24 protein-coding genes are annotated in these 23,147 nt (G+C 58.2%); 14 read left to right on the plus strand and 10 right to left on the minus strand.

What is annotated here, in order from left to right:
- Nucleotides 1–157: 157 nt before the first annotated feature.
- Together ACIQT8_RS00180 and ACIQT8_RS00185 are read left to right on the plus strand one after the other, a co-directional pair.
- On the plus strand, nt 158–1,564 hold the full coding sequence (locus tag ACIQT8_RS00180) for a DegQ family serine endoprotease (RefSeq protein ID WP_138790857.1): 1,407 nt from the start codon (nt 158–160) through the stop codon (nt 1,562–1,564).
- Nucleotides 1,561–2,877, plus strand: a complete 1,317-nt coding sequence (locus ACIQT8_RS00185; protein ID WP_138790856.1) for a replication-associated recombination protein A — start codon at nt 1,561–1,563, stop codon at nt 2,875–2,877. The genes ACIQT8_RS00180 and ACIQT8_RS00185 overlap by 4 nt, the downstream gene beginning before the upstream one ends.
- A 121-nt stretch (nt 2,878–2,998) precedes the next feature.
- Here the strand turns inward: ACIQT8_RS00185 and ACIQT8_RS00190 are convergent, their stop codons facing one another.
- Entirely contained in the window at nt 2,999–3,313 is a 315-nt protein-coding gene (locus tag ACIQT8_RS00190) for a DUF1883 domain-containing protein (RefSeq protein WP_138790855.1), read from the minus strand.
- A 250-nt stretch (nt 3,314–3,563) separates the two neighbouring features.
- Between ACIQT8_RS00190 and ACIQT8_RS00195 the strand changes: the two genes are divergently transcribed.
- The 5 genes from ACIQT8_RS00195 to ACIQT8_RS00215 all read left to right on the plus strand — a co-directional run bounded on the left by ACIQT8_RS00195 (nt 3,564) and on the right by ACIQT8_RS00215 (nt 9,773).
- Nucleotides 3,564–5,378 (plus strand): methyl-accepting chemotaxis protein, encoded by a 1,815-nt coding sequence (locus tag ACIQT8_RS00195; protein ID WP_400962142.1) that lies wholly within the window; start codon nt 3,564–3,566, stop codon nt 5,376–5,378.
- Nucleotides 5,379–5,659: 281 nt separating this feature from the next.
- Nucleotides 5,660–6,901 (plus strand): extensin family protein, encoded by a 1,242-nt coding sequence (locus tag ACIQT8_RS00200; RefSeq protein ID WP_400962145.1) that lies wholly within the window; start codon nt 5,660–5,662, stop codon nt 6,899–6,901.
- 259 nt (nt 6,902–7,160) lie between these two features.
- Nucleotides 7,161–7,982 (plus strand): sulfite exporter TauE/SafE family protein, encoded by an 822-nt coding sequence (locus tag ACIQT8_RS00205; RefSeq protein WP_400962148.1) that lies wholly within the window; start codon nt 7,161–7,163, stop codon nt 7,980–7,982.
- Nucleotides 7,983–8,088: 106 nt separating this feature from the next.
- Nucleotides 8,089–9,015, plus strand: coding sequence for an ABC transporter ATP-binding protein (locus ACIQT8_RS00210; RefSeq protein WP_400962151.1), 927 nt, complete (start codon nt 8,089–8,091; stop codon nt 9,013–9,015).
- Nucleotides 9,012–9,773, plus strand: a complete 762-nt coding sequence (locus ACIQT8_RS00215; protein WP_138790850.1) for an ABC transporter permease — start codon at nt 9,012–9,014, stop codon at nt 9,771–9,773. Before ACIQT8_RS00210 ends, ACIQT8_RS00215 begins: the two co-directional genes overlap by 4 nt.
- Before the next feature lie 9 nt (nt 9,774–9,782).
- On the opposite strand, the gene ACIQT8_RS00220 is transcribed toward ACIQT8_RS00215, so the two are convergent.
- Nucleotides 9,783–10,517: a hypothetical protein gene (locus ACIQT8_RS00220; protein WP_400962154.1), complete on the minus strand. Its 735-nt coding sequence runs from the start codon at nt 10,515–10,517 to the stop codon at nt 9,783–9,785.
- 730 nt (nt 10,518–11,247) lie between these two features.
- On the opposite strand from ACIQT8_RS00220, the gene ACIQT8_RS00225 reads away from it, so the two are divergent.
- Nucleotides 11,248–11,829 (plus strand): transglutaminase-like cysteine peptidase, encoded by a 582-nt coding sequence (locus ACIQT8_RS00225; protein WP_138793920.1) that lies wholly within the window; start codon nt 11,248–11,250, stop codon nt 11,827–11,829.
- 116 nt (nt 11,830–11,945) lie between these two features.
- Here the strand turns inward: ACIQT8_RS00225 and ACIQT8_RS00230 are convergent, their stop codons facing one another.
- The 3 genes from ACIQT8_RS00230 to ACIQT8_RS00240 are packed head-to-tail and all read right to left on the minus strand — an operon-like array spanning nt 11,946 to nt 13,646.
- Nucleotides 11,946–12,653: a TIGR02281 family clan AA aspartic protease gene (locus ACIQT8_RS00230; protein WP_262522803.1), complete on the minus strand. Its 708-nt coding sequence runs from the start codon at nt 12,651–12,653 to the stop codon at nt 11,946–11,948.
- Nucleotides 12,650–12,844 (minus strand): DUF1289 domain-containing protein, encoded by a 195-nt coding sequence (locus tag ACIQT8_RS00235; protein ID WP_400962159.1) that lies wholly within the window; start codon nt 12,842–12,844, stop codon nt 12,650–12,652. The genes ACIQT8_RS00230 and ACIQT8_RS00235 overlap by 4 nt, the downstream gene beginning before the upstream one ends.
- Before the next feature lie 19 nt (nt 12,845–12,863).
- Complete coding sequence (locus ACIQT8_RS00240; RefSeq protein WP_400962162.1) at nt 12,864–13,646, minus strand: adenosylcobinamide-GDP ribazoletransferase; 783 nt, start codon at nt 13,644–13,646, stop codon at nt 12,864–12,866.
- A gap of 125 nt (nt 13,647–13,771) precedes the next feature.
- Between ACIQT8_RS00240 and cobT the strand changes: the two genes are divergently transcribed.
- Nucleotides 13,772–14,794, plus strand: a complete 1,023-nt coding sequence (cobT, locus tag ACIQT8_RS00245; protein ID WP_400962165.1) for a nicotinate-nucleotide--dimethylbenzimidazole phosphoribosyltransferase — start codon at nt 13,772–13,774, stop codon at nt 14,792–14,794.
- A gap of 8 nt (nt 14,795–14,802) precedes the next feature.
- Nucleotides 14,803–15,207, plus strand: coding sequence for a diacylglycerol kinase (locus tag ACIQT8_RS00250; protein ID WP_138793915.1), 405 nt, complete (start codon nt 14,803–14,805; stop codon nt 15,205–15,207).
- Between the two features lie 57 nt (nt 15,208–15,264).
- Here ACIQT8_RS00250 and ACIQT8_RS00255 read toward each other — a convergent pair whose 3' ends face one another.
- A complete protein-coding gene (locus tag ACIQT8_RS00255; RefSeq protein WP_400962169.1) occupies nt 15,265–16,800 on the minus strand; it encodes a sensor histidine kinase in 1,536 nt (511 codons plus the stop codon).
- A 107-nt stretch (nt 16,801–16,907) separates the two neighbouring features.
- Here ACIQT8_RS00255 and ACIQT8_RS00260 point away from each other — a divergent pair, with 107 nt between their 5' ends.
- The 4 genes from ACIQT8_RS00260 to ACIQT8_RS00275 all read left to right on the plus strand — a co-directional run bounded on the left by ACIQT8_RS00260 (nt 16,908) and on the right by ACIQT8_RS00275 (nt 19,939).
- Nucleotides 16,908–17,495: a thermonuclease family protein gene (locus ACIQT8_RS00260; RefSeq protein ID WP_262522798.1), complete on the plus strand. Its 588-nt coding sequence runs from the start codon at nt 16,908–16,910 to the stop codon at nt 17,493–17,495.
- Nucleotides 17,488–18,144 carry a uracil-DNA glycosylase family protein gene (locus ACIQT8_RS00265; RefSeq protein ID WP_400962172.1) on the plus strand — a complete coding sequence of 219 codons (657 nt, stop codon included), beginning with the start codon at nt 17,488–17,490 and terminating at the stop codon, nt 18,142–18,144. Before ACIQT8_RS00260 ends, ACIQT8_RS00265 begins: the two co-directional genes overlap by 8 nt.
- 67 nt (nt 18,145–18,211) lie before the next feature.
- Nucleotides 18,212–18,700 (plus strand): Lrp/AsnC family transcriptional regulator, encoded by a 489-nt coding sequence (locus tag ACIQT8_RS00270; protein WP_138793911.1) that lies wholly within the window; start codon nt 18,212–18,214, stop codon nt 18,698–18,700.
- Between the two features lie 273 nt (nt 18,701–18,973).
- Complete coding sequence (locus ACIQT8_RS00275; protein WP_400962176.1) at nt 18,974–19,939, plus strand: aliphatic sulfonate ABC transporter substrate-binding protein; 966 nt, start codon at nt 18,974–18,976, stop codon at nt 19,937–19,939.
- A 102-nt stretch (nt 19,940–20,041) separates the two neighbouring features.
- Here ACIQT8_RS00275 and ACIQT8_RS00280 read toward each other — a convergent pair whose 3' ends face one another.
- The 4 genes from ACIQT8_RS00280 to ACIQT8_RS00295 form a co-directional block, all read right to left on the minus strand.
- Nucleotides 20,042–20,866 (minus strand): methyltransferase domain-containing protein, encoded by an 825-nt coding sequence (locus ACIQT8_RS00280; RefSeq protein ID WP_400962179.1) that lies wholly within the window; start codon nt 20,864–20,866, stop codon nt 20,042–20,044.
- 186 nt (nt 20,867–21,052) lie between these two features.
- Nucleotides 21,053–21,319 (minus strand): usg protein, encoded by a 267-nt coding sequence (locus tag ACIQT8_RS00285; RefSeq protein WP_138793908.1) that lies wholly within the window; start codon nt 21,317–21,319, stop codon nt 21,053–21,055.
- A gap of 168 nt (nt 21,320–21,487) precedes the next feature.
- Nucleotides 21,488–22,318: an ABC transporter permease gene (locus ACIQT8_RS00290; protein WP_262522794.1), complete on the minus strand. Its 831-nt coding sequence runs from the start codon at nt 22,316–22,318 to the stop codon at nt 21,488–21,490.
- A complete protein-coding gene (locus ACIQT8_RS00295; protein WP_138793906.1) occupies nt 22,315–23,118 on the minus strand; it encodes an ABC transporter permease in 804 nt (267 codons plus the stop codon). Before ACIQT8_RS00295 ends, ACIQT8_RS00290 begins: the two co-directional genes overlap by 4 nt.
- Nucleotides 23,119–23,147: the final 29 nt, after the last annotated feature.

Genomic DNA, 23,147 nt, shown 5'->3' on the forward strand with positions numbered 1-23,147 from the left:
GTCTGTATCCCTGAACATTGTCAGGGTTTGAAAAGCCCGAAGGCCGCGGTTTGTTCCATCCGCCCATTCTTGAAAGCGCCAGCCATCATCTTGCCGTGCTTTCATTTATAGGCTGGCTGGTTATAACTTTATCATACTGATGAAGATGAGGAATCACATGCCGAGCATGTTGAAATGTCTGTCCAGCGGCCTTGTCGCTGCCCTTCTTTTCCTGCCAGGCGCGGCGGGTGCACAAGACAACAAGACTGTACCGACCAGTCACACGGAAATGCAGTTGTCCTTCGCGCCGCTTGTCAAGCGCACTGCCGGAGCCGTGGTCAACGTCTATGCCGAGCGTGCCGTGCAGCGCCGACTTTCGCCGTTCGCTGGCGATCCGTTCTTTGAGCAGTTCTTCGGTCAGCAATTGCCGAACCGCACGGAAAAACAATCATCGCTCGGTTCCGGCGTTATTCTTACGGCCGGTGGTCTTGTGGTGACGAACAACCACGTGATCGACGGCGCCGACGATATCAAGGTCGCCCTTGCCGATGGTCGGGAGTTTGCGTCCAAGGTCCTGCTGAAAGACGACCGGCTTGACCTTGCCGTGCTGCAGATCGACGCCAAGGAACAATTCCCAATGTTGCCGCTCGGCAATTCGGATGCAGTCGAAGTCGGCGATCTCGTGCTTGCCATCGGTAACCCCTTTGGTGTCGGCCAGACGGTGACCAGCGGTATCGTTTCGGCGCTGGCGCGCAATCAGGTGGTTCAGGGCGATTTCGGTTTCTTTATCCAGACCGATGCCTCCATCAATCCCGGCAACTCGGGTGGCGCATTGATGAACATGAACGGTGAGCTGATCGGCATCAACACGGCGATCTTCTCCAAAGGTGGCGGTTCCAACGGTATCGGGTTTGCCATTCCGGCCAATCTGGTCCGGGTGTTCATTGCCGCTGCGGAAAAGGGCGATGCCAGCTTCCAACGTCCCTATATCGGCGCGACCTTCGATCCCGTCACATCCGATGTCGCAGAGGCGCTTGGCCTTGATCGTGCCAGAGGCGCGCTGGTTGTCAGCGTCGTGAAGGGCGGTCCTGCCGAGAAGGCTGGCGTCGAGCCGGGACAGGTCATCACGGCCGTCAACGGTATTGAGGTAGAGCATCCAGACGCGCTGGGCTACCGCCTGACGACGGCGGGTATCGGCAAATCTGCCGAGTTGACCGTCATGGACAAGGGGCAGGCCCGAAAGGTTACCATTGCGCTTGATTCCGCGCCTGAAACGGCACCGCGCGACGAGCGCCTGATTGAAGGTCGCAATCCCTTTGCCGGCGCCACTGTCGCAAACCTTTCGCCGAAACTGGCGGATGAGCTGCGCATGCCCTCGCAGGTGAACGGTGTTGTTATTGTCGACGTCAAACGCGGCTCACCGGCTTACCGCGTCGGTTTCCAGCCGAAGGACATTCTGCTGTCGCTGAACGGAGAGGATGTCTCTTCGACAGCGGCCGTCGAGAAGGTGCTGGATGACAATCCCGGTTTCTGGCGAGTGGAAATCATGCGCGACGGTCAACGCATCCGGCAGTTCCTTCGATGAGCGATGACCTCTTCGCGCCGCAGGTTCCGACAGAGGTTGCCAACAGGCGACCTCTTGCCGACCGCCTGCGTCCGAAGACCTTGGCTGAAGTCACCGGCCAATCGCATCTGACGGGCGAAGAGGGCGCATTGCGCCGCATGATTGACAGCGGGTCGCTTGGCTCGATGATCTTCTGGGGTCCGCCGGGAACGGGAAAAACAACCGTTGCCCGGCTGCTCTCCGGTGAAGCGGGCCTCGCTTTCGAACAGATATCGGCAATCTTCTCCGGTGTCGCAGACCTCAAGAAAGTCTTTGAATCGGCCCGTACGCGGCGCATGAATGGCCGTCAGACTCTGCTGTTCGTTGACGAGATCCATCGTTTCAACCGTGCGCAGCAGGATAGCTTTCTTCCGGTCATGGAGGATGGCACCATCATTCTTGTCGGCGCCACCACCGAGAACCCATCCTTCGAACTCAACGCGGCTCTCTTGTCGCGGGCGCGGGTACTGACCTTCCACTCGCACGATGAGGACAGCCTTGCCGAGTTGTTGAAGCGCGCGGAGCAGGCTGAGGCAAGGCCCTTGCCACTGAGCGACGATGCGCGCGCCAGTCTCATCCGCATGGCGGATGGCGATGGCCGTGCGGTGTTGACGCTGGCTGAGGAAGTCTGGCGTGCCGCCCGCAAGGATGAAGTTTTCGACACCGAGGGATTGACGCGTATCGTACAGCGCCGTGCTCCGGTTTACGACAAGAGCCAGGATGGCCATTACAATCTGATCTCGGCGCTGCATAAGTCCGTGCGCGGCTCAGACCCCGATGCCTCGCTTTATTATCTCTGCCGTATGTTCGATGCCGGGGAGGACCCGCTTTACATCGGCCGCCGGCTCGTGCGGATGGCGGTTGAGGATATCGGTCTCGCCGATCCGCAGGCGCTGGTGATCTGCAATGCGGCCAAAGATGCCTACGATTATCTGGGGTCTCCTGAAGGCGAACTGGCGCTGGCGCAGGCCTGCATTTATCTGGCGACCGCACCGAAGTCGAATGCTGTCTACACAGCCTTCAAATCGGCAATGCGGGCAGCCAAGGAGAATGGATCGCTGGTGCCGCCCAAGCATATTCTGAATGCGCCGACCAAGCTGATGAAGGGTGAAGGCTACGGAGACGGCTATCGTTACGATCACGATGAGCCCGATGCGTTTTCCGGCCAGGATTACTTCCCCGAAAAGATGGGGCGGACCACCTTTTATGATCCGCCGGACCGGGGTTTCGAACGTGACATTCGCAAGCGGCTGGACTGGTGGGCGAAGCTGCGGCGAGAAAGAGGACAGCGTTAAGCGCCGTTCCTCATAAAATGAATCACCTGCTTTGCAGAATGATTCCGTAAATGCCCGTATCTTGCTGTTTTCAGGTTCTTTTTCAGATGCGTGGTTTGTTCCTCAAGCGTCAGGCGGGCCGTCAGGACGCCTTGCGCTGCGGCATGGCTGCCGCCTGGGCCGGCAACATCTTCACGGAGGATTCCGCCAGGCCGCTGTGCCCCTCGGCATCGATCACCAGGTGCCAATGCATCGTTTCAGGTATGGTGATGCGGATTGGCGATTTCTTGGCGACACCACCGAGATATTTGAAATCCAGCAGTTCGGTGAAACGCTGAAAATTCGCACCCGTCATCAGGCGCACATTGTTGATGGCCGTCAACGAGATTTCGATGATCGTACCAGCGCGCAATTCTTTCAGATCGTAGTGGGTGAAACGGAAATTCGGCTTCGCCATGGCTCGCCTCTCAATGCTGCAAATTCAAGAACAGAATAAAAGCTTCAACGTTAATGCTGTCTTTAAAAATGGAACGAAACCGTTCTGGTTCCAAAATTTCTGTACAGCTTCCGGACGTTTAGTTGCGTACCGGACCATCAATCCGTGTATTTGGAATACAATACTAAGGTCTAATAACTGTATTTAATAATAATCAATTTTTTGACTTTAGAGTTGGCTGGCTAAATTGCAACTATAGGCGGTCGAACTTATGAAAAACACCAAGATATCTATGCGCCTTTATGCGCTTGTCGCGTTGTTTCTGGTGATATTGGCGACTGCTCTTACGTTCAGCCTGTTGGAAAGTTACCGGGGAATGGAGCGGGAACGTAAAGCAGGGTTGGAATCGATGAACCACACGGCCATCGCTATTCTTGACCAATATTATCGCATGGAGCAAAGCGGAAGTCTTTCTCGGGAGGCAGCGCAGCAGCAGGCCAAGGCCACGATTGCAGCGATGCGATATGGAAATGGCAGCGGCTATTTCTGGATTAACGACATGCATCCGAAAATGGTGATGCATCCCATCAAACCGGAAATGAACGGAACCGATCTTTCCGGAAACAAGGACCCGAACGGCAAGGCGCTGTTCGTTGAGTTCGTCAACACGGTCAAGGCCAGCGGGCAGGGCTTTGTCGACTATTACTGGCCGAAGCCCGGCGCGCCTGAGCCCGTCGAGAAATTCTCGCACGTTGCCGGTTTCGCTCCCTGGGGCTGGATTGTCGGTACCGGTGTCTATGTTGACGACCTGAAGGCGGTTTTCTGGAGGGACGCTTATCTCAACGCGGCCATCTGCCTTGTCGGAGGTCTTCTGGTCATTGCTGCTGCAACTGCGACGATCCGCGGTGTCGTCAAGCCGATCGAGCGGATCAAGCACAGCATGAGCCGCATTGCCGATGGAGATGGTGAGGCAGATGTGCCGTTTGCTGATCGCAGCAACGAAATAGGCGCCATGGCCAAGACGCTTCTTGTGCTGCGCAACTCCGTCAATGAGCGCAGCGCCCTGCAGCGGCGCGAGGCCGAACAGCAGCGCGCTTTGGAGGAGGCGCGCCGTGGCAACGAAATGACGTTGCGTTCGGCGTCGGAGCGTCAGGATCATGCGATGAGCCAGCTTGGCAACGCGCTTGAAAACCTCGCCAATGGCGATCTGACGGTGGAAATCTCCGATATCGGCGCGGACTATGAAAAGCTGCGCACCGATTTCAACCGGGCCGTCGGAGCGCTCCACCAGGTCATCGAGGCAATCAGCAGGACAAGCCACGTCGTCAACGACAGTGCTTCCGATATCAGCGAGGCGACAGGCAATCTTTCGCGTCGTACCGAGCAGCAGGCGGCTGCTCTTGAAGAAACGGCTGCGGCACTGGATGAGATCACGGCGACGGTACGCACCGCCTCCGAGCGCGCCAACGAAGCGCGGCAGATGGTTGGTGATACGAAAACCAGCGCTGGCCGTTCCGGTGAGATCGTTCGCGATGCGGTTGCAGCGATGGGGCGGATCGAAGATTCGTCGAAGCGGATCAGTCAGATCATTTCGGTGATCGACGAGATCGCCTTCCAGACCAACCTTCTCGCGCTTAACGCCGGCGTCGAGGCTGCACGCGCCGGAGAGGCCGGCCGTGGCTTTGCTGTCGTCGCGCAGGAGGTTCGCGAACTGGCGCAGCGGTCGGCCAATGCGGCCAAGGAGATCAAATCGCTGATCACCAGTTCGGCAGAAGAGGTCGGTAGCGGTGTCCGTCTTGTCCGCTCGACGGGCGATGCGCTGGACGAGATCGTTGGCCTCGTCAATCGTGTTGACGGCCACGTCAATTCCATTGCCACCGCCGCGCGCGAGCAGGCGACGGGTTTGCACGAGATCAACACCTCCGTGAACCATATGGACCAGATGACGCAGCAGAACGCAGCCATGGTGGAGGAAACGACCGCAGCCAGTCAGACGCTTGCCGAAGAAAGCCGACAGTTGCATGCGCTGTTGTCGCGTTTCGAACTTGGGCAGCAGGCGGGCCGCACGATTTCACGCGCGGCGTGACGCTTATTGTTCAGAGGACCTCAAGAGGCGCTGTTTCGACAGCGCCTTTTTCATTTGGAACAACCGGTTAACGGATTTCGGCCGGGTTCTTAGCGCAGGATAAGACTTCGTTTACCTCGGTTTACTAAAATTTTACCTGAATTGCCGCTCTGCGCGTCGAGGCGAAGGTCGAAACCGATTTTCGACATGAACGATGCGCAGGTTCAAATTTTAGGGCGTTCCCGCGTGCGTTCAAACGAATGCACGGCGCTCTAGAAGCCGCTGAAGGTACAGGTTCGAGTATGACGTATGCTTCCCTTCCGCGTCGTCTGGTGACGTTGCTGATGATTTCGACGGTGATGGTGTCGTGCTCTGCGGAGGGGCTTGTCCCGCCGGCAGAGGTCGATGGTACCACCCGCGTCAGCGCCATTGGCTCACCACGGCAGCCCGCCTACAGCGCGCCTCCCGGCGCGGTAAACCAGGCGGGGCAGATGGCCGATTATTCTGCCGTTTCGCAGCCGATGCCGGAACCCTACACATCCCACGATCCATTGCTGCAGGCGCCGCAGGGCAGCTATTCGACACTCGATAGCCAGCATCAGGCGCGCATGGCCGCGACTGGCCAGAATGTCTCAAGTCAGGCGATGGTACGCCAACCCGCTTCCAATCAGATCGCCGAAGGCGAGGGCGGTGTGAACATGGATTCCATGCTGGGCGTGGAACCGGTGCGCGGTCTGGCCGAAGAGCAGGATGCCGACATTGCCGAAGGCGTGTCATCTCAGCCGGTTGTCGATGGGATTGGCACGGATAGCCCGATGCAGGTTTCTCCGGTACGTCAGTCACAGGCTGCTGCCCAATCACGCCTGATCCCGCCACCGCCGTCCGGCGGCTCCCGCCAGCCGGTCGAGGAGGTGGCGATGGTGATGCCAAACGATCCGGTACGCGGCGGGTCGTCACAAGGCAGCCGTCCCTCCATGCCTCCCGGCATGATGCCGTCTTCCGAGGTTGCCTGCCGGGCCGAACTTCGTCGTCTCGGCGTTGCCTTCCGGGATGTTGCGCGTATTGCCGATGGCCCGACCTGCGGGATTGACTATCCGATCGAGCTCAGCGGTCTTTCCAGCGGCGTTGCAATCCGTCCGGCGGTCAAACTCAACTGCCAAGTGACGCTTGCCTTCGCAAAATGGGTGAAGTTCGAGCTCGTGCCATCGTCGCGCTTCCGCTATCTCTCCGGCGTTGAGCGGATTACTCCAATGGGCGGCTATTCCTGCCGCAAGATGAATTCTCGCTCCAGCAATCCCTGGTCCGAACATGCCCGTGGCAACGCCATCGATATCGGCACGATCACGTTGAAGAACGGCAAGGAGATCGATGTTCGCAAGAAGAACTTCTTCGCCTTCCGCGAGAAGGCGCTATTGAAGGCGGTTCGCACGGATAGCTGCAAATATTTCTCGACGGTTCTCGGGCCGGGCAGCGATCCGAACCACTGGAACCACTTCCATTTCGATCTGCGAACCCGCAAATCCGGCTATCGCCACTGCGATTAAGATCAGCAGACGATTACGGAAAAGAAAAACCGGCCCGAAGGCCGGTTAAAATGGGACAGCGACGCGGGGTGGGTGCTGTCCCGAATAAAGACTAAAAACAATACGAAAGAACTGCAGACTTCGAAGAAGGCGGCGACCGCTTCGAAGCTGAGTCACAAATGCGTAGTCGTCGTACCGGCAGGCCGATAATGTGGCTTGCCTCACCTCTCTCATACAGTATCACCATCACACGTTCGTGACAGACTGGGGAGCCTGTTCCATGCCGCCTATTTCTGAAATAGCGATGTTTGCCGCCGCACTCGCCGGTGCCGGTGTCATCGCGGGGCTGCTTGCCGGGCTGTTCGGCATTGGTGGCGGAGCAGTTCTCGTTCCGGTCTTCTACCATGTCTTCGGACTTCTGGAGGTTCCGGAAGCGGTGCGAATGCATCTGTCGCTTGGAACTTCGCTCGCCATTATCGTGCCGACCTCCATTCGCTCTTTCCTGACGCATCGGCAAAAGGGCGCAGTCGACATCGATCTGCTCAAAGGCTGGATTGTCGCGGTGCCGCTCGGTACCATCCTCGCGTCGGTCGTTGCGGCTTATGCCTCAAGCATCGCCCTGCGGCTGATCTTCGCTTTCATCGCGCTGGCATTGGCATTTCGCATGATCTTCAATCGCGCGAGCTGGCATCTGGGCTCCGATCTGCCTGCCAATCCGACCCGCTTCCTGGTCGGCACGGGTATCGGCCTGTTTTCCGGCCTGATGGGCGTCGGCGGCGGCGTGATGAACAACACCTTCATGACCCTTTACGGCCGCACCATCCATCAGGCGGTTGCCACCTCATCCGGTGTCGGCGTGCTGATCTCGTTGCCGGGGCTTGCAGGTTACATATGGGCGGGGTGGGGAGATGCCGGCCTGCCGCCATTCTCGACAGGCTTCATCAACTGGATTGCCGTCATCCTGCTGATCCCGATTACGCTGATCGTTGCGCCATACGGTGCCCGGCTGGCGCATGCGCTCAGCAAACAACAACTCGAACGTGCCTTCGGCCTGTTTCTGGTCTTTGTGTCCGCGCAGTTCTTTTACAGCGTTTACGGCTGATTTTCCGCGCTGACGGAATACAGTGTTTGGCGGTCGCGGGCTGGCGTTTGTGCGGGCAACAGCCTATATGGCGGGCATATCTCCTCGATTTCGCGGAAGTTTCGCTATGAATGCAATCGTTTCGATACGAAACCTCACCAAATCCTATGCAAACGGTTTCCAGGCGCTCAAGGGTGTCAGCCTCGATATCAAGGAGGGCGAAATCCTCGCGCTCCTCGGCCCCAATGGTGCCGGCAAGACGACACTGATCTCGATCGTCTGCGGTCTCGTCAATCCTGGCGAAGGCTCGGTCTTTGTCGGTGGCCATGATGTCGTGAAGGATTTCCGGCAGACGCGGGCGCTGATTGGCCTGGTGCCGCAGGAGCTGACCACTGACCAGTTCGAAACAGTCTGGAATACGGTCAGTTTCTCGCGCGGCCTGCACGGGCAGAAGAAGAATCCAGGGCTGATCGAGCGCATCCTGAAGTCGCTGTCGCTCTGGAGCAAGAAGGACAACATGCTGCGCGAACTTTCCGGCGGCATGAAGCGGCGCGTGCTGATCGCCAAGGCGCTGGCGCATGAGCCGAAGGTGCTGTTTCTCGATGAGCCGACCGCCGGCGTGGACGTGACCCTGCGCCGCGATATGTGGCAGGTGGTCGAGGATCTGCGCGCCAAGGGCGTGACGATCATTCTGACAACCCACTACATCGAAGAGGCGGAAGAAATTGCCGACCGTGTCGGCGTCATCAATGGTGGCGAACTGCTGCTGGTCGAAGAAAAAACGGCCCTGATGCAGAAGCTTGGCCGCAAACAGCTTTTCCTCGAGCTTTCGCAGCCGCTTGAGGCCGTGCCGGAAAAACTCTCCGCCTTTGCTCTGTCGCTTTCCGAAGATCACTGCACCATGACCTATGAAATCGACGGCAATGGCGAGCAGGGCCGTATTGCCGATCTCCTGAGTGCACTGTCTGCAGAAGGTATTCACTTTAAGGATATATCGACGCGGCAAAGCTCGCTCGAGGATATCTTCGTTTCGCTCGTTGGGGGCCAGAAATGAATTTCGAAGCAATCAAGTCGATCTATTTCTTCGAGATGGCGCGGACCCGACGCACGCTTTTGCAGAGCGTCGTGTCTCCAGTCATTTCCACATCGCTCTATTTTATTGTGTTCGGAACGGCGATTGGTTCGCGGATTCAGGAGGTTGGCGGCGTTTCCTACGGCTCGTTCATCACGCCAGGCCTGATCATGCTGACGCTGCTCACGCAGTGCATCAGCAATGGCTCCTTCGGCATCTACTTTCCGAAATTCACCGGTACAGTCTACGAAATCCTGTCTGCGCCCGTTGCCATGACGGAAATCGTTGCTGGTTATGTCGGTGCTGCGGCGACAAAGGGGTTGATGATCGGCACGATCATTCTGATAACCGCTTCCTTCTTTGTCGATATCACCATTCAGCATCCGCTGATGATGATCCTGTTCTTCGTGCTGACAGCTGTAAGCTTCAGTCTGTTCGGTTTCATAATCGGTATCTGGGCGACGAACTTCGAGCAATTGAACCTTATTCCAATGCTGGTCGTACCGCCTTTGACCTTCCTCGGCGGTAGCTTCTACTCCATCGACATGCTTCCGCCATTCTGGCAGACGGTCAGTCACTTCAATCCCGTGCTGTATCTCATCAGCGGTTTTCGCTGGAGTTTCTACGGTATTGCCGATGTCGATCCGGTTTTCAGTCTGCTGATGATTGCCGTATTCCTGGCGGCGTGCCTCGGTGTCGTCAGTTGGATGTTCAAGACCGGTTACCGTCTGCGCAACTGACAGATCACGTCAATGATCAGGTACGTGGGGATCAGGCATGCGGGGACCAGGCGATCGGTCCGGATGATTGCGCGCTGAAAATGCTTTCGAGCAAACGAATTTTGGCAAAATAAAAACTGGCGGCCTTCCGACCGCCAGTTTTGATAGGGTGCAGCAATCAGTTCCGATTGTTGTCGTCGCCACCGCGACCGCCACCATGGCCGCCACCGTGACCACCACCATGACCGCCGTCGTGATCACCGCGGCCTCCGCCGTGGCCATCGCGGTCGCCACCACGGCCTCCGCCATGGTCATCGTCGCCGTCATGGCCACCGCCGCCATGGCCTCCGCCACCGCCGTGACCGCCACCGCCGCCGTGACCACCGCCACCGCCGTCATGGCCTCCGCCGCCGCCGCCATGGCCTCCGCCACCGCCGTGACCACCGCCACCGCCGCCATGGCCTCCGCCACCACCGTCATGGCCTCCGCCGCCGCCGTGACCGCCACCGCCGCCATGGCCTCCGCCACCGCCGTGACCACCACCGCCGCCGTGGCCTCCGCCACCGCCGTGACCACCACCGCCGCCATGGCCGCCGCCGCCGCCGCCACCGCCGCCGCCGCCGCCACCGCCGCCGCCGCCGCCACCGCCGCCGCCGCCGCCGCCACCGCCGCCGCCACCGCCGCCGCCGCCACCGCCGCCGCCGCCGCCGCCGCCGCCGCCGCCGCCGCCGCCGTCACCGCCGCTGCTACCGCCGCCAGGGTCACTTGTTCCTCCGCCCGGGTTGCTTGTGCTGCCCGAACTGCTGGTTTGTATCCCGCCGTTGTTCCTATCGTTGTCGCCACCACGGCTTTCATCAAATCTGGGGATGGAGGCTGTAGGCCTGCAAAGGGCAGCCTCTAGTGTTCCGGGCCTCACGAATTCGCATCGCTGCAAACGCGTTTGCGCAGTTCCCAGTGTCGTGCTGGACAGCAAGATTGCAATACACGAGAACACAGTTGTTATCTTACTGCTCATGGGTTTCCTCCCTTATTGGCAGTGTTAACCGCATTCTCCAAGGTATATTAAGGGAATGTTATCCACAATATACTGCTATTCTGTGGTTATTCCGCTCATGTCTCTTGACTATAATCCTATTTAGTTATGTTTTTTGCTGTATTACTCGAAAGTATTATTCTGTTTTGAGGATATTTTTCTAATTTATTGCCTGTTTTTTAATCGTCGGCTGCGGGTTTGTCTGTCTTGGAATATTTGTTGCGCCCGGTGTTTTTCCCGATTTGGCGCATATCAGAACGGGCTAAATTAATTTTTTTTTGAAATTTTGGGCTAATCATGCCAATAGGTGAGCCTTAGGCGCGTTTCAGGGGTGTTTTTTAGTTCGAGTACGACGTGACGTCGGGTCACCTTCAGTCAATGCCTAATTTGTTCATGCGTGAGTCGGACGGCATCAGGCCAGTCCATGAATCACAAGGCTTTCTCGAAGGAACTGACATAATCATGAAGATTTCTGTTGTTGCATTCGCTCTTCTGGGCGCGATGACGTTTGGCGCAAACGTTTCTGCTGGCGAGCTTCCAGCCAGTCGCTCGATTACCGCACCGGAGGGCTTTTCCTCCGCCTGTCAGCGCTATGGCTGGCTGTGCTCGGCCAAAGCCGGTCAAAAGTTCACGGACGAGCAGGCGCTCGATCTGCTGAACAAGGTCAATCGCAAGGTCAACAGTGCCATCAAGCCGGTCGATGATGCGATCGTTTACGGTCGGAGCAACTACTGGTCGCTGCCGAAAGACGGGCGTGGCGATTGCGAAGACTATGCCATGGCTAAAACCAAGGCGTTGCTGGATGCAGGTTTCCCGTCCAACAAGATGTCGGTTTCCGTCGTGCTGGACCGGAGCGGCAACAACCATGCTGTGCTTCTGGTGCGCCTGTCGGACGGCGAGTACGTTCTCGATAATATGAGCGGCTCGATCAAACCCTGGAACCGTACCGGCTACACCTATCTGGCACGTCAGAAATACGGCAACAAGTCCGCTTGGGAAGTCGTTCTCGCCGGACCGCGCGCTGGCCAGTTCAGCGAAATCTGAGCCTTTTCCATTGAGGCGGCACCGGATCTGAAAACCGCTACGCGGTTTCGGTTGATCCGGTGCGGCAGTTTTGACCTCTCGTCCTGAGGGACAATGTCGAGGTCGTGCCGCGTCCCTTATCGGTCACGCAGTCTGAGTTCATCGGTTTGCATTTGAAGTGAACCGAGCGTGGACAGGAAGCTCATGCCGAGAAGGCTTTGCTCAAGCTGGCCTTGCTGGGCCACCAGAGCTGGAATGTTTCTCCGGGCGATGGGCCCGATGCTGATTTCCGACAGACTGACGGGTGCTGCAGATGTGCGGCCATTGGCCGTCATGACCGGCACGGAATAACGAAGGTTCTGCGTATCGATGCCGATGGCGGCGGCGTCCGCATTGGCGAGCACGATTGAACTTGCGCCGGTATCGACCAGCATGTGGATCGTCTTGCCGTCTATCGTGACATTGGCTTCGAAGTGGCCGCTCATGGATTTGTGCAGCACAATTTCCTCCGTGCCGTCAGCAGTCGTGATGACGACGGCGCGGCCCGGTATCAGTCCGCCAACCAGGCGATTGCCGAAAGCCTGGAGATCGTACCGGTAGAGATAGACGGAGACGAGACCGAGAATAATCACCAGCCAGATTGCCAGTTGCCGGATGACGGAGGCAAGGCTGCCACGGCGTCCGGCCAGAATGCCGGCGGAGAGAAGGGCGGCAATCGGCACCAGATAGACCATCTGGCCAAATTGTTCGTTGTTGATGCCGAAGGTTCTGCCGCTGTCGTGATTGATGAGAAGAAGCCCAAGGCCCACTGCCAGGACCAGAAGGATGAAGGTGAGCCTGTTCATGCGCTGCTTTTCTCCTCGGCGGCGGTTTCTTCAAGCAATGCCAGTCGCGCGGGCAGGGCGGTCATGATGGCGCTGCGTTCCTTGTCGCTATAGCTCGACCATCCGCCGATTTCCGACAGCGTTCGCCCGCAGCCGATGCAGAGGCGACCGGCGGTATCGAGTACACAGATATGACGGCAAGGCGTTTCCATAGGGATCTATATCAGGGGGTCAAATGGCGATGGCAAGGGCAACCAGAATCACGATCTCCGTGATCTGCTGGCAAGCGCCGATCGTGTCACCCGTATGCCCGCCGATTTTGCCGAGACACAGGCGGTTGAACAGGATCATGGCCCCGCACGCTGTTGCCAGCACGACAACCAGCGACAGCGCCGGCAGGGTGTGCAGCGTAAACATTGCCACCAGGAACAGGCCGGTTGCGAGGGCGATATTGCGCTCACTCTCTCCCGGTTGGCCGACGGAGGCTGCAACGCCTGTGGGACGTGCAGGCGCAAGTGTCTGCCAGTGCCACACCATGACGGCGCGGCTTGCGACGGCCGCTGCGATCAGGCAGGCGGCGGCGGTTTTGGCAGGCAGATAAGCGATCAGTGCGCCAAGTGCAGTGGCGCGAAGTGCAAAGGACAGGATCAGTGCGATGGCGCCATAGGTGCCGATGCGGCTGTCCTTCATGATCTCGAGGACTTTTTCAGGTGGTTTGCCGCTGCCGAAGCCATCCGCCATGTCGGCCAACCCGTCTTCGTGCAATGCGCCGGTCATCAGTGCCATCACGGCAATGGCGATCCAGCCCGTCATGTCGGCGTCGACATCAAATGATCCGAGCACTGCGATGACGGCTGCGGCGGGCAGGGCAATAAGCAGGCCGGCGGCGGGGAAGGCGCGCGCCGTGCGGCGCATCGAGCCGTCGTCATCTTCAAAGAAGCGGGATGAAACCGGGATGCGGCTGAGAAAGGCCACGGACCGCATCACATCTGTTATAAAATCCCCGGCCTTCATGCTCTCTCCACTGCTTCGCGCGCATTTCCGGTTGTTCCTCAACGCGTCCGCGATTATGAGAGGCGCAACAAAGACCGATTTGTCGGAAAACACAAGTTTCCGGATACACGAGAAAGACTGATACCATGAGCATGAGCGGAATGCCCTTCGATGATTTCCGCGCGCTGCTGCGCGAGCTTCCCGGACCTGAGACGCATGCGCTGGTCGCGGCCAAGGAGCGCAACGCGCAACTGACCAAACCGGCCGGCTCGCTCGGGCGTCTGGAAGAGATCGCCATGTGGCTAGCGGCATGGTCTGGTCGCGCACCGGCGGTCAATCGTCCGCTGGTGGCGATCTTCGCCGGTAATCACGGTGTCACGCGCCATGGCGTTTCTCCTTATCCGAATTCCGTCACGCAGCAGATGGTGGAGAATTTTGCCGCCGGTGGCGCTGCGATCAACCAGATCTGCGTCACCTTCGATCTTGGCCTGAAGATCTTCGATCTGGCGCTCGACTATCCGACCGGCGATATCACCTGCGAGGCTGCCCTTTCCGAGCGTGACTGCGCCGCGACCATGGCGTTTGGCATGGAAGCGATCGCAGGCGGTACGGATCTGTTGTGCGTGGGTGAAATGGGTATCGGCAACACCACGGTTGCGGCCGCCATCAACCTCGCCCTCTACGGCGGCACAGCGGAAGACTGGACTGGTCCGGGCACCGGTGCCGATGCAGAGACGCTGGCGCGCAAGGTGGCAGTGGTCAAGGCGGCTGTCGAATTCCACAGGGATCATCTGTTCGATCCGCTCGAAATCATGCGCCGTCTCGGCGGCCGCGAGATTGCGGCAATTGCCGGCGCGATCCTTGCAGCACGCGTGCAGCGTATTCCCGTTCTGATCGATGGTTATGTCGCAACCGCCGCTGCCGCGCTTCTGAAGGCTGCCAACCCTTCGGCACTCGACCATTGCCTGATTGGTCATGTCTCGGCAGAACCGGGCCATCTGGCGGCCATTGAAAAGCTTGGCAAGACGCCGCTTCTCGCACTCGGCATGCGACTTGGCGAAGGCACGGGTGCAGCCCTTGCCGCCAGCATCGTCAAAGCCGCTGCCGCCTGCCATTCCGGCATGGCAACCTTCGAGGCTGCGGGTGTCGATACCCGCATCAACCACTGAGGACGAGCATGGACGCGATGCCGCAACCGCCAGGACAAGAGCCGGTCTTCCGCAAGGAAAAGGGCCTGCGCCATCTTTTTGCCGCTGCGCGCTACTCTGCGCAGGGGCTGGGGCGTCTCTGGCAGGAAGCGGCGTTCCGGCACGAGGTTCTGGCGTTTGGCGTCGGCGTGGTGCTGCTTCTGCTTGTCGGCGCGCCATTTGTCCACTTCCTTGTCTTTGCCGTCCTGATGCTTCTGCTCTTCGCGGTCGAAGCCCTGAACACCGCCATCGAGGAAGTGATCGATCGCATCTCGCCTGAATTTTCGTCGGTGGGACGCCACGCGAAGGACCTTGGCTCCTTCTCCGTCTTTTGCCTTTTGACGGCAAACGGCCTTTTCATGCTCTATTCGCTGGTAACGTCGCTGTTCTTTTGACAGCGGTATTTTGGAGGAGGGGCGAAGGCCGACAACGCTTCGCCTCTAAGCTTCCGTTCAGGCGAACGAGCGTCGGCGCGGCTGGACCGCGTGGGTCTCTTCAACCGCAGGCAGGCTCTGCATCACGCGTTTTGCCGGCAGGATGGCAATGCCCTCCGTACCTTCGCGCAATTTCGATTTCAGAATGAACTGACCGTCGTGCTTGGCAAGAATGGCCTGCACGATCGGCAGACCAAGGCCCGTTCCCTGTTCGGCGCTTTTGATCGCGATCGATCCCTGACCGAATGCGGAAAGAACGACCGGGATTTCTTCTTCGGGAATGCCGGGTCCATTATCCTTGATCGACACATATTGTCCGCCGCCCGCCGTCCAGCCTGCCTTGACGAGGATTTCACCGCCCTGCGGCGTAAACTTCACGGCGTTGGACAAGAGGTTCAGCACCACCTGGCGTATCGACTTTTCGTCCGCCCAGACCTGCGGCAGGCTGTTTTCGAACTGCTGCGCGATCTTGATGTTCTTGGTGCGGGCACGCAACTGGATCATGCCGATGCAATCCTCGGCAATTTCAAGAAGCGAGATTGCCTCTTCATTGAGGTCGTAACGGCCTGCCTCGATACGGGAGAGATCGAGGATTTCGTTGATCAAGTTGAGAAGGTGCTGACCGGAACGATGAATGTCGCCCGAATATTCCTTGTAGAGAGGATTATTGAGCGGTCCCAAAACCTCCGACGCCATGACTTCCGAGAAGCCAAGGATGGCGTTCAGCGGCGTTCTGAGTTCGTGCGACATCGACGCGAGGAAGCGTGACTTTGCCAGATTGGCCTCTTCGGCGCGTCGGCGGGCCTCGTCGGACACGGATTTCGCGACCTCCAGTTCGGCAATCAGGTCGTCCTTCTCCGTCTGGTAGGAGAGCAGCTTGACGCTCGACTGGTAGAGCCTGCTGGTGATGCGGTGGCAAAACAGGATCGCCATGCCGAACATCAGGGCAAGGCCGACGTCGAACGGATCGCGGGATATGGACGCGGTGACCGACAGTGCCGCAAGCACCGGCAGGAAGGTCATGTAGGTGGCGCGCCGAAGCATGAAGCTGACCATCGCCGTCAGCGAAAGCGCGATCAACAGGGTCGAACCCTTGTAGAACAGCATCAGGCCTGGGTCGGTCGATGCCGGCTCGGCAAGCGAGAACATTGCCCAGACACATCCAATAACGATCTGCGTGCCGAGGAAAAGGCTGCGCCAGCGCGGCAGGTTTTCTGTCGTGATGTCCTGTTTGGACGCTCTCTTGACCAGGATCAGCGATACGGCGTGTGCGCTCAGCGCCAGCAATGACCAGATGATGAGTTCGACGTCACGGGTGATGTAGACGCCGATGATCGAAGCCAGCACAATGAACAGCGGCATGATCGTCGCCCCCTGAAGGGTCTCGGCGACGTGCATGGTCAGCATTTCACGCTCATAGGCGTCGCTCGACGCTCCGCCCTGTTGCAGGCGCTCGCGCGTTGCCTTTACGGTGTCGAAAACCGCCTTGTTGCGGTGTTTCCTTGACCGGTCGACGATGATCTTGTCGGTGGACGTGCTGACGCTTCTACTCATTGTGACTACGCAAATGACATGAACGCTTGCAGCCTAAGAGGAAAATCTTAAGAAGATGCTGCCGTTAAAGGATTTGTTTGCCATTTCTGACAAGGGTTTGTTGTTATATGAGACGGAATGGAGGCAGAGGCTTCTCCCCGCTTCGGGATGGTGTGCTTTTTCTGCTGATGATGGTGTTCGGAATTCTGATTGCCGCGCGGCTCGACCAGGTCAATAGCGAGACCTATGCGGGCCGGTTTTTCGCCATTGACGGCGATACACTTTCGCAAAACGGTGAGCGCTTCCGGCTGCTTGGTATCGATGCGCCGGAACTGCGGCAATCCTGCGAGAGGGACGGCACGGTCTGGCAATGCGGCGAGGAGGCGCGTCGTTTCATGCAAGGTCTCATCGAGGGCCGCAAGGTTGCATGCTCGGGTGGTTCGAGAGACCGCTACGACCGGTTGCTGGTCTATTGCAGCGCTGATGGCAGGGACATCTCGTCTGCCATGGTCGAGGCCGGTTTTGCCGTTGCGACCGGATATTTCCAGTTCTCGGACGAGCAACGTCAGGCGCGTCAGGAGAAATCGGGGATCTGGTCCGGCGATTTTCAGCGTCCGCAAGACTGGAGGCGGGAGCATCGCGCCGCTGAACTCGATACGCCTGCCGCTGGCGTGTTGACGATCATTCGTCATCTTCTCGGGTGGGGAAATGTCTGACATCTCGACCGATACGCCGGAGGCTTCAGATGGGCTCGATGCGTTGCGCCATAGGATCGCGGCCTGTCGGCTCTGTCGTGACACCCCGTTGAAAGGGGAGGCAGGCCGTCTGCCGCACGAACCAAGGCCAGTTGCTGTGATCTCGACGAAGGCGCGCATTCTGATTGCCGGGCAGGCGCCAGGACTGCGGGTTCATGAAACCGGCCTGCCGTTCAATGACGCATCAGGCGATCGTCTGCGCCAATGGCTGGATGTGGATCGCGAGCAGTTTTACGATCGTGACCGTTTTGTCATCGTGCCAATGGGCTTCTGTTTTCCCGGTTATGACGACAAGGGCAGCGATCTGCCGCCGCGGCGAGAATGTGCTCCGCAGTGGCGTAACGAGGTTGTTGCGGCAATGCCGCAGGTGGAGCTGGTCCTGACGATCGGTCAGTATGCGCAGGCCTGGCATCTCGGTTCGAGACGTCTGAAAACGGTGACCGAGACCGTTCGCAACTGGCGCAGTTATTTCCATACCAACACGGGCCAGCGTGTTCTGGCGCTGCCGCATCCCAGTTGGCGCAATAGTGGCTGGTTGAAAAACAACCCGTGGTTCGAGCTGGAATTGCTGCCGGTTCTACGCGAGAATGTAAAAAACCTGGCAAAGTGAAACAATTTTCTGTTTTTGTCTCTGAATTGGTGTATTGAAAGGAAATTAATTCAGGAGGATAGACGCATTGGATCGCCTTGACCGTAAGATTTTGCGCATTCTGCAAGAAGATTCTACGCTGGCCGTTGCCGATCTGGCAAAGAAGGTCGGCCTTTCGACGACGCCCTGTTGGCGGCGTATCCAGAAGATGGAAGAGGATGGGGTCATTCGTCGGCGCGTGGCCCTGCTCGATCCGGCCAAGGTCAACACCAAGGTTACGGTCTTTGTTTCCATCCGCACCGCATCCCACTCGATTGAATGGCTGAAGCGTTTTTCCGAGGTGGTCTCGGAGTTTCCGGAAGTCGTCGAATTCTACCGCATGAGCGGTGACGTCGATTATCTGCTTCGTGTTGTCGTGCCTGATATCGCCGCCTACGATGCGTTCTACAAGCGCATGATCGCCAAGATCGAAATTCGTGACGTATCCTCGGCCTTCGCCATGGAGCAGATCAAATATACGACGGAACTGCCGCTTGATTACATGATGCTGGACAATCCGAAGTCCGGCGAAGAGTAACCCGGTCGCCGTCACGTCTGACGTTTTGCAATGCCCTTTCCGATATGCGGGGAGGGCATTTTTCGTTGTTTGGTGGACAGTTCTAAGCGGCCTCGGTGCAAGATCAGGTCAGCGATGCTGCGACTGAGAAAAAACCGTATTCTTCTCACGTCGGCAAATGCGCACATTCAATTCCATTGGGGCGCGATCCGCGCAAAGCATTAATTTGATAAAATCTGTGGAATATCTACGCTTTTGAGGTGCGATGAACGCCAACAGCGAGGGATATCCAGCATGCTGACACGACGCGGAACATTGGGATTGATTGCAGGCGCAACAGGAGCGGTCTTCATGCCTCATGTCAGGCGGGCTGCGGCAGCGACGACGACGTTGCGCATTGGCTGGCAGAAGAACGGGGTGATCGCGCTCGCCAAAAGCCAGGGAGCACTTGAGGCGCTGTTGAAGGATCGTGGTATCGAGGTGAAGTGGTCCGAGTTTTCCTCAGGGCCGCCGCTTCTCGAAGCGCTCGGCGCCGGTGCTCTGGATATCGGCCCGACCGGCGATGTTCCACCGCTCTTTGCACAGGCGGCCGGTGGCAATTTGCGTTACGTCGGCACCTATAAGGGGGCGGCCGGTGGTTCGGCTCTCCTCGTCCAGAAAGATTCTCCCATCAGGACGCTGGAAGACCTCAAGGGCAAGAAGGTGGCCTTCAAGCGCGGTTCCAGTGCTCATAACGTTACGGTCAAGGCGCTGAGGAAAGCGGGCCTGACACTTGCCGATGTCACCCCCGTTGATCTTGCGCCGCCGGATGCGGCGGCGGCTTTCCGCTCCGGCAGCATCGACGCGTGGTCGATCTGGGACCCGTATTTTGCCGTCGCTGAAAAGGAGCCGACAACGCGTGTGCTGGCAACGGCGGAAGGCATTGTCGATCCGTGGAGCTACTTCCTTGCCAATGGCGATTTCGTCAACGAAAATCCCGACCTGATCCCGGTGATCCTGAAAGAGCTGGCAAATGTCGGCGCCAAGGCGCAGGCAAACATCGATGCCACGGCGAAATCGCTCTCTGTCATCACGGGCGTTCCGGAGGATGTGACGAAGGTTTCGTTGACGCGTCCCGGTGCCGATCTCGGTCGGGTGTCGACTGTGCCGGATGAGGCGATAGCTTACCAGCAGGCACTCGCAGACGAGTTCTATGATCTGAAGATCGTGCCGAAGAAACTGAATGTCGCCGATATCATCTGGCGTCCGAAAGCAAGCTGACACATCCGCGTTCGGAAAAGAGAGTCAATTCAGTGGGCTGGGGTGTTCTGCTGAAAGTTTGAATCAGGGGAGGCGCTCCCGTTTTCGGGAGCGCCTTGACCGTCAGCCCTTGAGCTTTGCGATGACCAGGTGGCCAGGGGTAGGGTTGCCATCCTGCATACGGACGTTGATGTCGGTGACTTCGATGATTTCGAAACCGGTGGCGGCAAGGCGATCGCGCACATAGCTTTCGGCATGGGCAAAGCGCTGGTGCGGACCGACGATATAGGGTCGGCCAGCCATGACGTCTTCTGGAAGCGTTTCTGAGGAGAACACCAGAATGCCGCCGGGCGTCATGTTTTCCGCAGCTCCGAAGAACAGCGGCTCCAACGCGCCGAGATAGGGCAGAACGTCGGTTGCAGCCACGAGATCGAAGGACTCGTCATCATTGTCTTCGAGGAAATCTTCCGCTTCCGCCACGTAGAGCGTTTCGTAGATGTCCTTTTCGTGGGCGATCTCGACCATGTTTTCGGAAATGTCGATGCCGGTGATGTCATCGACCATGTCGCGCAGGGCTTCGCCGGTGAGGCCGGTGCCGCAGCCCAGGTCGAGGAGACGCTTGAAGGGACCGAGTTCGAGTGTCTGGAAGCGCTGGCGCACCATCATCGGCACGGCATAGCCAAGCTGCTCGACGAGAATGTCCTCGAATGCTTCGGCGTGCTGGTCGAACAACGTTTCGACATAGGCGTCAGGTGCTTTTGGTGGCACTTCGCCACGCCCCATGGCCGCGATACGGACCGCTGCGCCACCGTGATCTTCCGGATCGATGGCGAGAACCTCTTCGTAAGCCTTGACGGCAGCGTCCACGTCGCCCGCCTTTTCCAGCGCGAGTGCACGATTGTAGGCTTCGGCGAGTGCCTCTTCGTCAATTTTCTGGTTTTTCGTCATCGTGCGGGTCCATCAGCGTCTTGGCACATCGTCTCGGAAATCAACGTCGATTTGCAAGATAAAGGATGCGCGGATTTTAAGGTTCAGAGCATCTCATGCCGTCGTCTTTCAAACGGACGGCGCTCTGGCTGACGTCTGCTGTAAGCCGCAACAGTAACGGGCGCAATATCTATATGCTGTTCACGCTCAGTGGATGATGAACTCTCCTTTCAGGGCACGCCATTCCTGCGCGGATATTACCTGCCGGTGGACATAGCGAACCGAGTGCAGCGGCCCGTCGAGCTTTTCCTGCCAGAACTTGAGGAAACCACGCATTTCAGGGAAATCCGGTGCAACATCATAGTTCTGCCAGACATAGCTCTGCAGAACCAACGGGTGATCGGGCATGCGATAGAAGATCTGGGCGGTTGTCAGGCCGTAGCCCTTCAGCATCATTTCCATGTCTTTGTTCATGAAGGCTGTTCCCATTCTTGTTGTTGCCGATTTCAGCATTTGCGCTGTATCGGATATGGGAGCATGACATGGTTAATTCACCCTTGCCAATGGCTTGGGTTGTCACAAAATATTTATATTTTTCATAATGTTAGCAGCGTTTGTTGGTGAGTGCTGCCAACGTTTGCTCTATCGCTTCAGATGGCGCGTAAGACGCGCTTCGAGCCATGCCCAGACGTGCCGCAGGGTTTCCACGATCGCCAGGTAGAAGATCGCTGCCCACAGATAGGTCTGATAGTCGAAGGTGCGGGAGAAGGCGTAACGCGTTTGTCCCATCAGGTCGAACACCGTGACGATGGAAACCACGGCCGACCCCTTGATCATCAGAATGATCTCATTGCCGTAAGGGCGAAGGGCCACGATCAGTGCCTGCGGCAGAATGACCTTGCGGAAGGTCACGAGTTTCGACAGGCCGAGAGAGGCTGCACCTTCGTGCTGGCCGCGCGGAACGCTCTGGATTGCGCCACGCAGGATCTCCGCCTGATAGGCGGCGGTATTGAGCGTCAGCGAGAGGAGGCCGCAATACCATGCTTCGCGGAAGAACCACCAGAGGCCGACGCTCTCCAGCCCGTGACGGAAGCTGCCGAGGCCGTAGTAGATCAGGAAGAGCTGCGCCAGCAGCGGCGTGCTGCGGAACACATAAACATAGGCATAAGCGAGCGAGCCTATGAACCGGTTTTCGGACATGCGACCAAAGGCAATCGGCACGGAGACGATTGCGCCGAGAATGATCGACATGCCAACCAGGGTAATGGTGGTGATGAGGCCATCGATGTAGCGTGGCCCGTATCGCTCGAACTTGTCCCAGTCCCAGCCTTCGATCATGGCAAAGATCAGCCCGGCGGCAAGGATCAGCCAGAGCGCGATGACGGCTATGCCGACGACGCGCGACAGATTGAAGGGTTTGTCGACGACAGGCGGAGCCGGACGCGGCGGAATGAGTTCCTGGATATGGCTCATCGGCGGACCTCCGACTTTTTCGACCAGCGATCGATGAAACCGATGCCGAAGGACGAGATCAGCGCCAGTGTCAGGTAAAGCAGGCAGGCAATGCCGTAGAAGAAGAAGGCTTCCTTGCTGACGCGGGCGGCAATGCCGGTCTGGCGAACGATATCGGCAAGACCGATGATCGAGACGTAGGACGTATCCTTGAGCAGAATGACCCAGAGGTTCGTCATGCCGGGCAGGGCGATCCGGACCAGTTGTGGAATGATGACGAGGGTCATGGTGCGGGCACGGGAAAGACCCAGCGCATCGCCAGCCTCATACTGACCTTTCGGAATGGCCTTGAAGGCCGAAAGCAGAACTTCCGAGGCATAGGATGAAAAGACCACGGAAAGCGCGATCATGCCTGCGAGGAAGGCGTTGATTTCAACGGGACCGGTGATGCCGACATATCCGGCGACAGATTGCAGAAGCATCTGGATGCCGTAATAGACAATGAAGAGCGTCAGCAGTTCCGGCAGTCCGCGGAAAATCGTGGTGTAGATACCAGCGGCGAGACGCAGCGATTTTTCTTCAGATTGTGCGGCAAGCGCGATCAGAAAGCCGATGATCAATCCGACAGGCAGTGTCGCAAGCGCCAGCGAGATCGTGACTTTCACGCCAAAGGCAATTTCATCGCCCCATCCGGTATCGCCGCATGCAACGAGTGTGCCGTTTCCAAAAACCGAGAAAATGCCGACCGGTCCGCAGAATGGGTCGAGAAGTGTCGAGACATAGGTCCAGAACGCACCTATGGCGGAAAATGCTCCGCTCATGCCAATTTTCCCCTGCGGTCTTAAGCCGC

This window comes from Agrobacterium sp. NPDC090273, assembly GCF_044772305.1.
Lineage (GTDB): Bacteria > Pseudomonadota > Alphaproteobacteria > Rhizobiales > Rhizobiaceae > Agrobacterium.

Bases quoted from the DNA above. Each gene is read 5' to 3' on its own strand.
- ACIQT8_RS00225 (WP_138793920.1), top strand. From the start codon at position 11,248: ATGAAGATTTCTGTTGTTGCATTCGCTCTTCTGGGCGCGATGACGTTT.
- ACIQT8_RS00210 (WP_400962151.1), top strand. From the start codon at position 8,089: ATGAATGCAATCGTTTCGATACGAAACCTCACCAAATCCTATGCAAAC.
- ACIQT8_RS00235 (WP_400962159.1), bottom strand. From the start codon at position 12,844: ATGGAAACGCCTTGCCGTCATATCTGTGTACTCGATACCGCCGGTCGC.
- ACIQT8_RS00265 (WP_400962172.1), top strand. From the start codon at position 17,488: ATGTCTGACATCTCGACCGATACGCCGGAGGCTTCAGATGGGCTCGAT.
- ACIQT8_RS00260 (WP_262522798.1), top strand. From the start codon at position 16,908: ATGAGACGGAATGGAGGCAGAGGCTTCTCCCCGCTTCGGGATGGTGTG.
- ACIQT8_RS00240 (WP_400962162.1), bottom strand. From the start codon at position 13,646: ATGAAGGCCGGGGATTTTATAACAGATGTGATGCGGTCCGTGGCCTTT.
- ACIQT8_RS00180 (WP_138790857.1), top strand. From the start codon at position 158: ATGCCGAGCATGTTGAAATGTCTGTCCAGCGGCCTTGTCGCTGCCCTT.
- ACIQT8_RS00205 (WP_400962148.1), top strand. From the start codon at position 7,161: ATGCCGCCTATTTCTGAAATAGCGATGTTTGCCGCCGCACTCGCCGGT.
- ACIQT8_RS00255 (WP_400962169.1), bottom strand. From the start codon at position 16,800: ATGAGTAGAAGCGTCAGCACGTCCACCGACAAGATCATCGTCGACCGG.
- ACIQT8_RS00200 (WP_400962145.1), top strand. From the start codon at position 5,660: ATGACGTATGCTTCCCTTCCGCGTCGTCTGGTGACGTTGCTGATGATT.
- ACIQT8_RS00195 (WP_400962142.1), top strand. From the start codon at position 3,564: ATGAAAAACACCAAGATATCTATGCGCCTTTATGCGCTTGTCGCGTTG.
- ACIQT8_RS00190 (WP_138790855.1), bottom strand. From the start codon at position 3,313: ATGGCGAAGCCGAATTTCCGTTTCACCCACTACGATCTGAAAGAATTG.
- ACIQT8_RS00185 (WP_138790856.1), top strand. From the start codon at position 1,561: ATGAGCGATGACCTCTTCGCGCCGCAGGTTCCGACAGAGGTTGCCAAC.
- cobT (WP_400962165.1), top strand. From the start codon at position 13,772: ATGAGCATGAGCGGAATGCCCTTCGATGATTTCCGCGCGCTGCTGCGC.
- ACIQT8_RS00295 (WP_138793906.1), bottom strand. From the start codon at position 23,118: ATGAGCGGAGCATTTTCCGCCATAGGTGCGTTCTGGACCTATGTCTCG.
- ACIQT8_RS00275 (WP_400962176.1), top strand. From the start codon at position 18,974: ATGCTGACACGACGCGGAACATTGGGATTGATTGCAGGCGCAACAGGA.
- ACIQT8_RS00290 (WP_262522794.1), bottom strand. From the start codon at position 22,318: ATGAGCCATATCCAGGAACTCATTCCGCCGCGTCCGGCTCCGCCTGTC.
- ACIQT8_RS00215 (WP_138790850.1), top strand. From the start codon at position 9,012: ATGAATTTCGAAGCAATCAAGTCGATCTATTTCTTCGAGATGGCGCGG.
- ACIQT8_RS00230 (WP_262522803.1), bottom strand. From the start codon at position 12,653: ATGAACAGGCTCACCTTCATCCTTCTGGTCCTGGCAGTGGGCCTTGGG.
- ACIQT8_RS00280 (WP_400962179.1), bottom strand. From the start codon at position 20,866: ATGACGAAAAACCAGAAAATTGACGAAGAGGCACTCGCCGAAGCCTAC.
- ACIQT8_RS00250 (WP_138793915.1), top strand. From the start codon at position 14,803: ATGGACGCGATGCCGCAACCGCCAGGACAAGAGCCGGTCTTCCGCAAG.
- ACIQT8_RS00285 (WP_138793908.1), bottom strand. From the start codon at position 21,319: ATGAACAAAGACATGGAAATGATGCTGAAGGGCTACGGCCTGACAACC.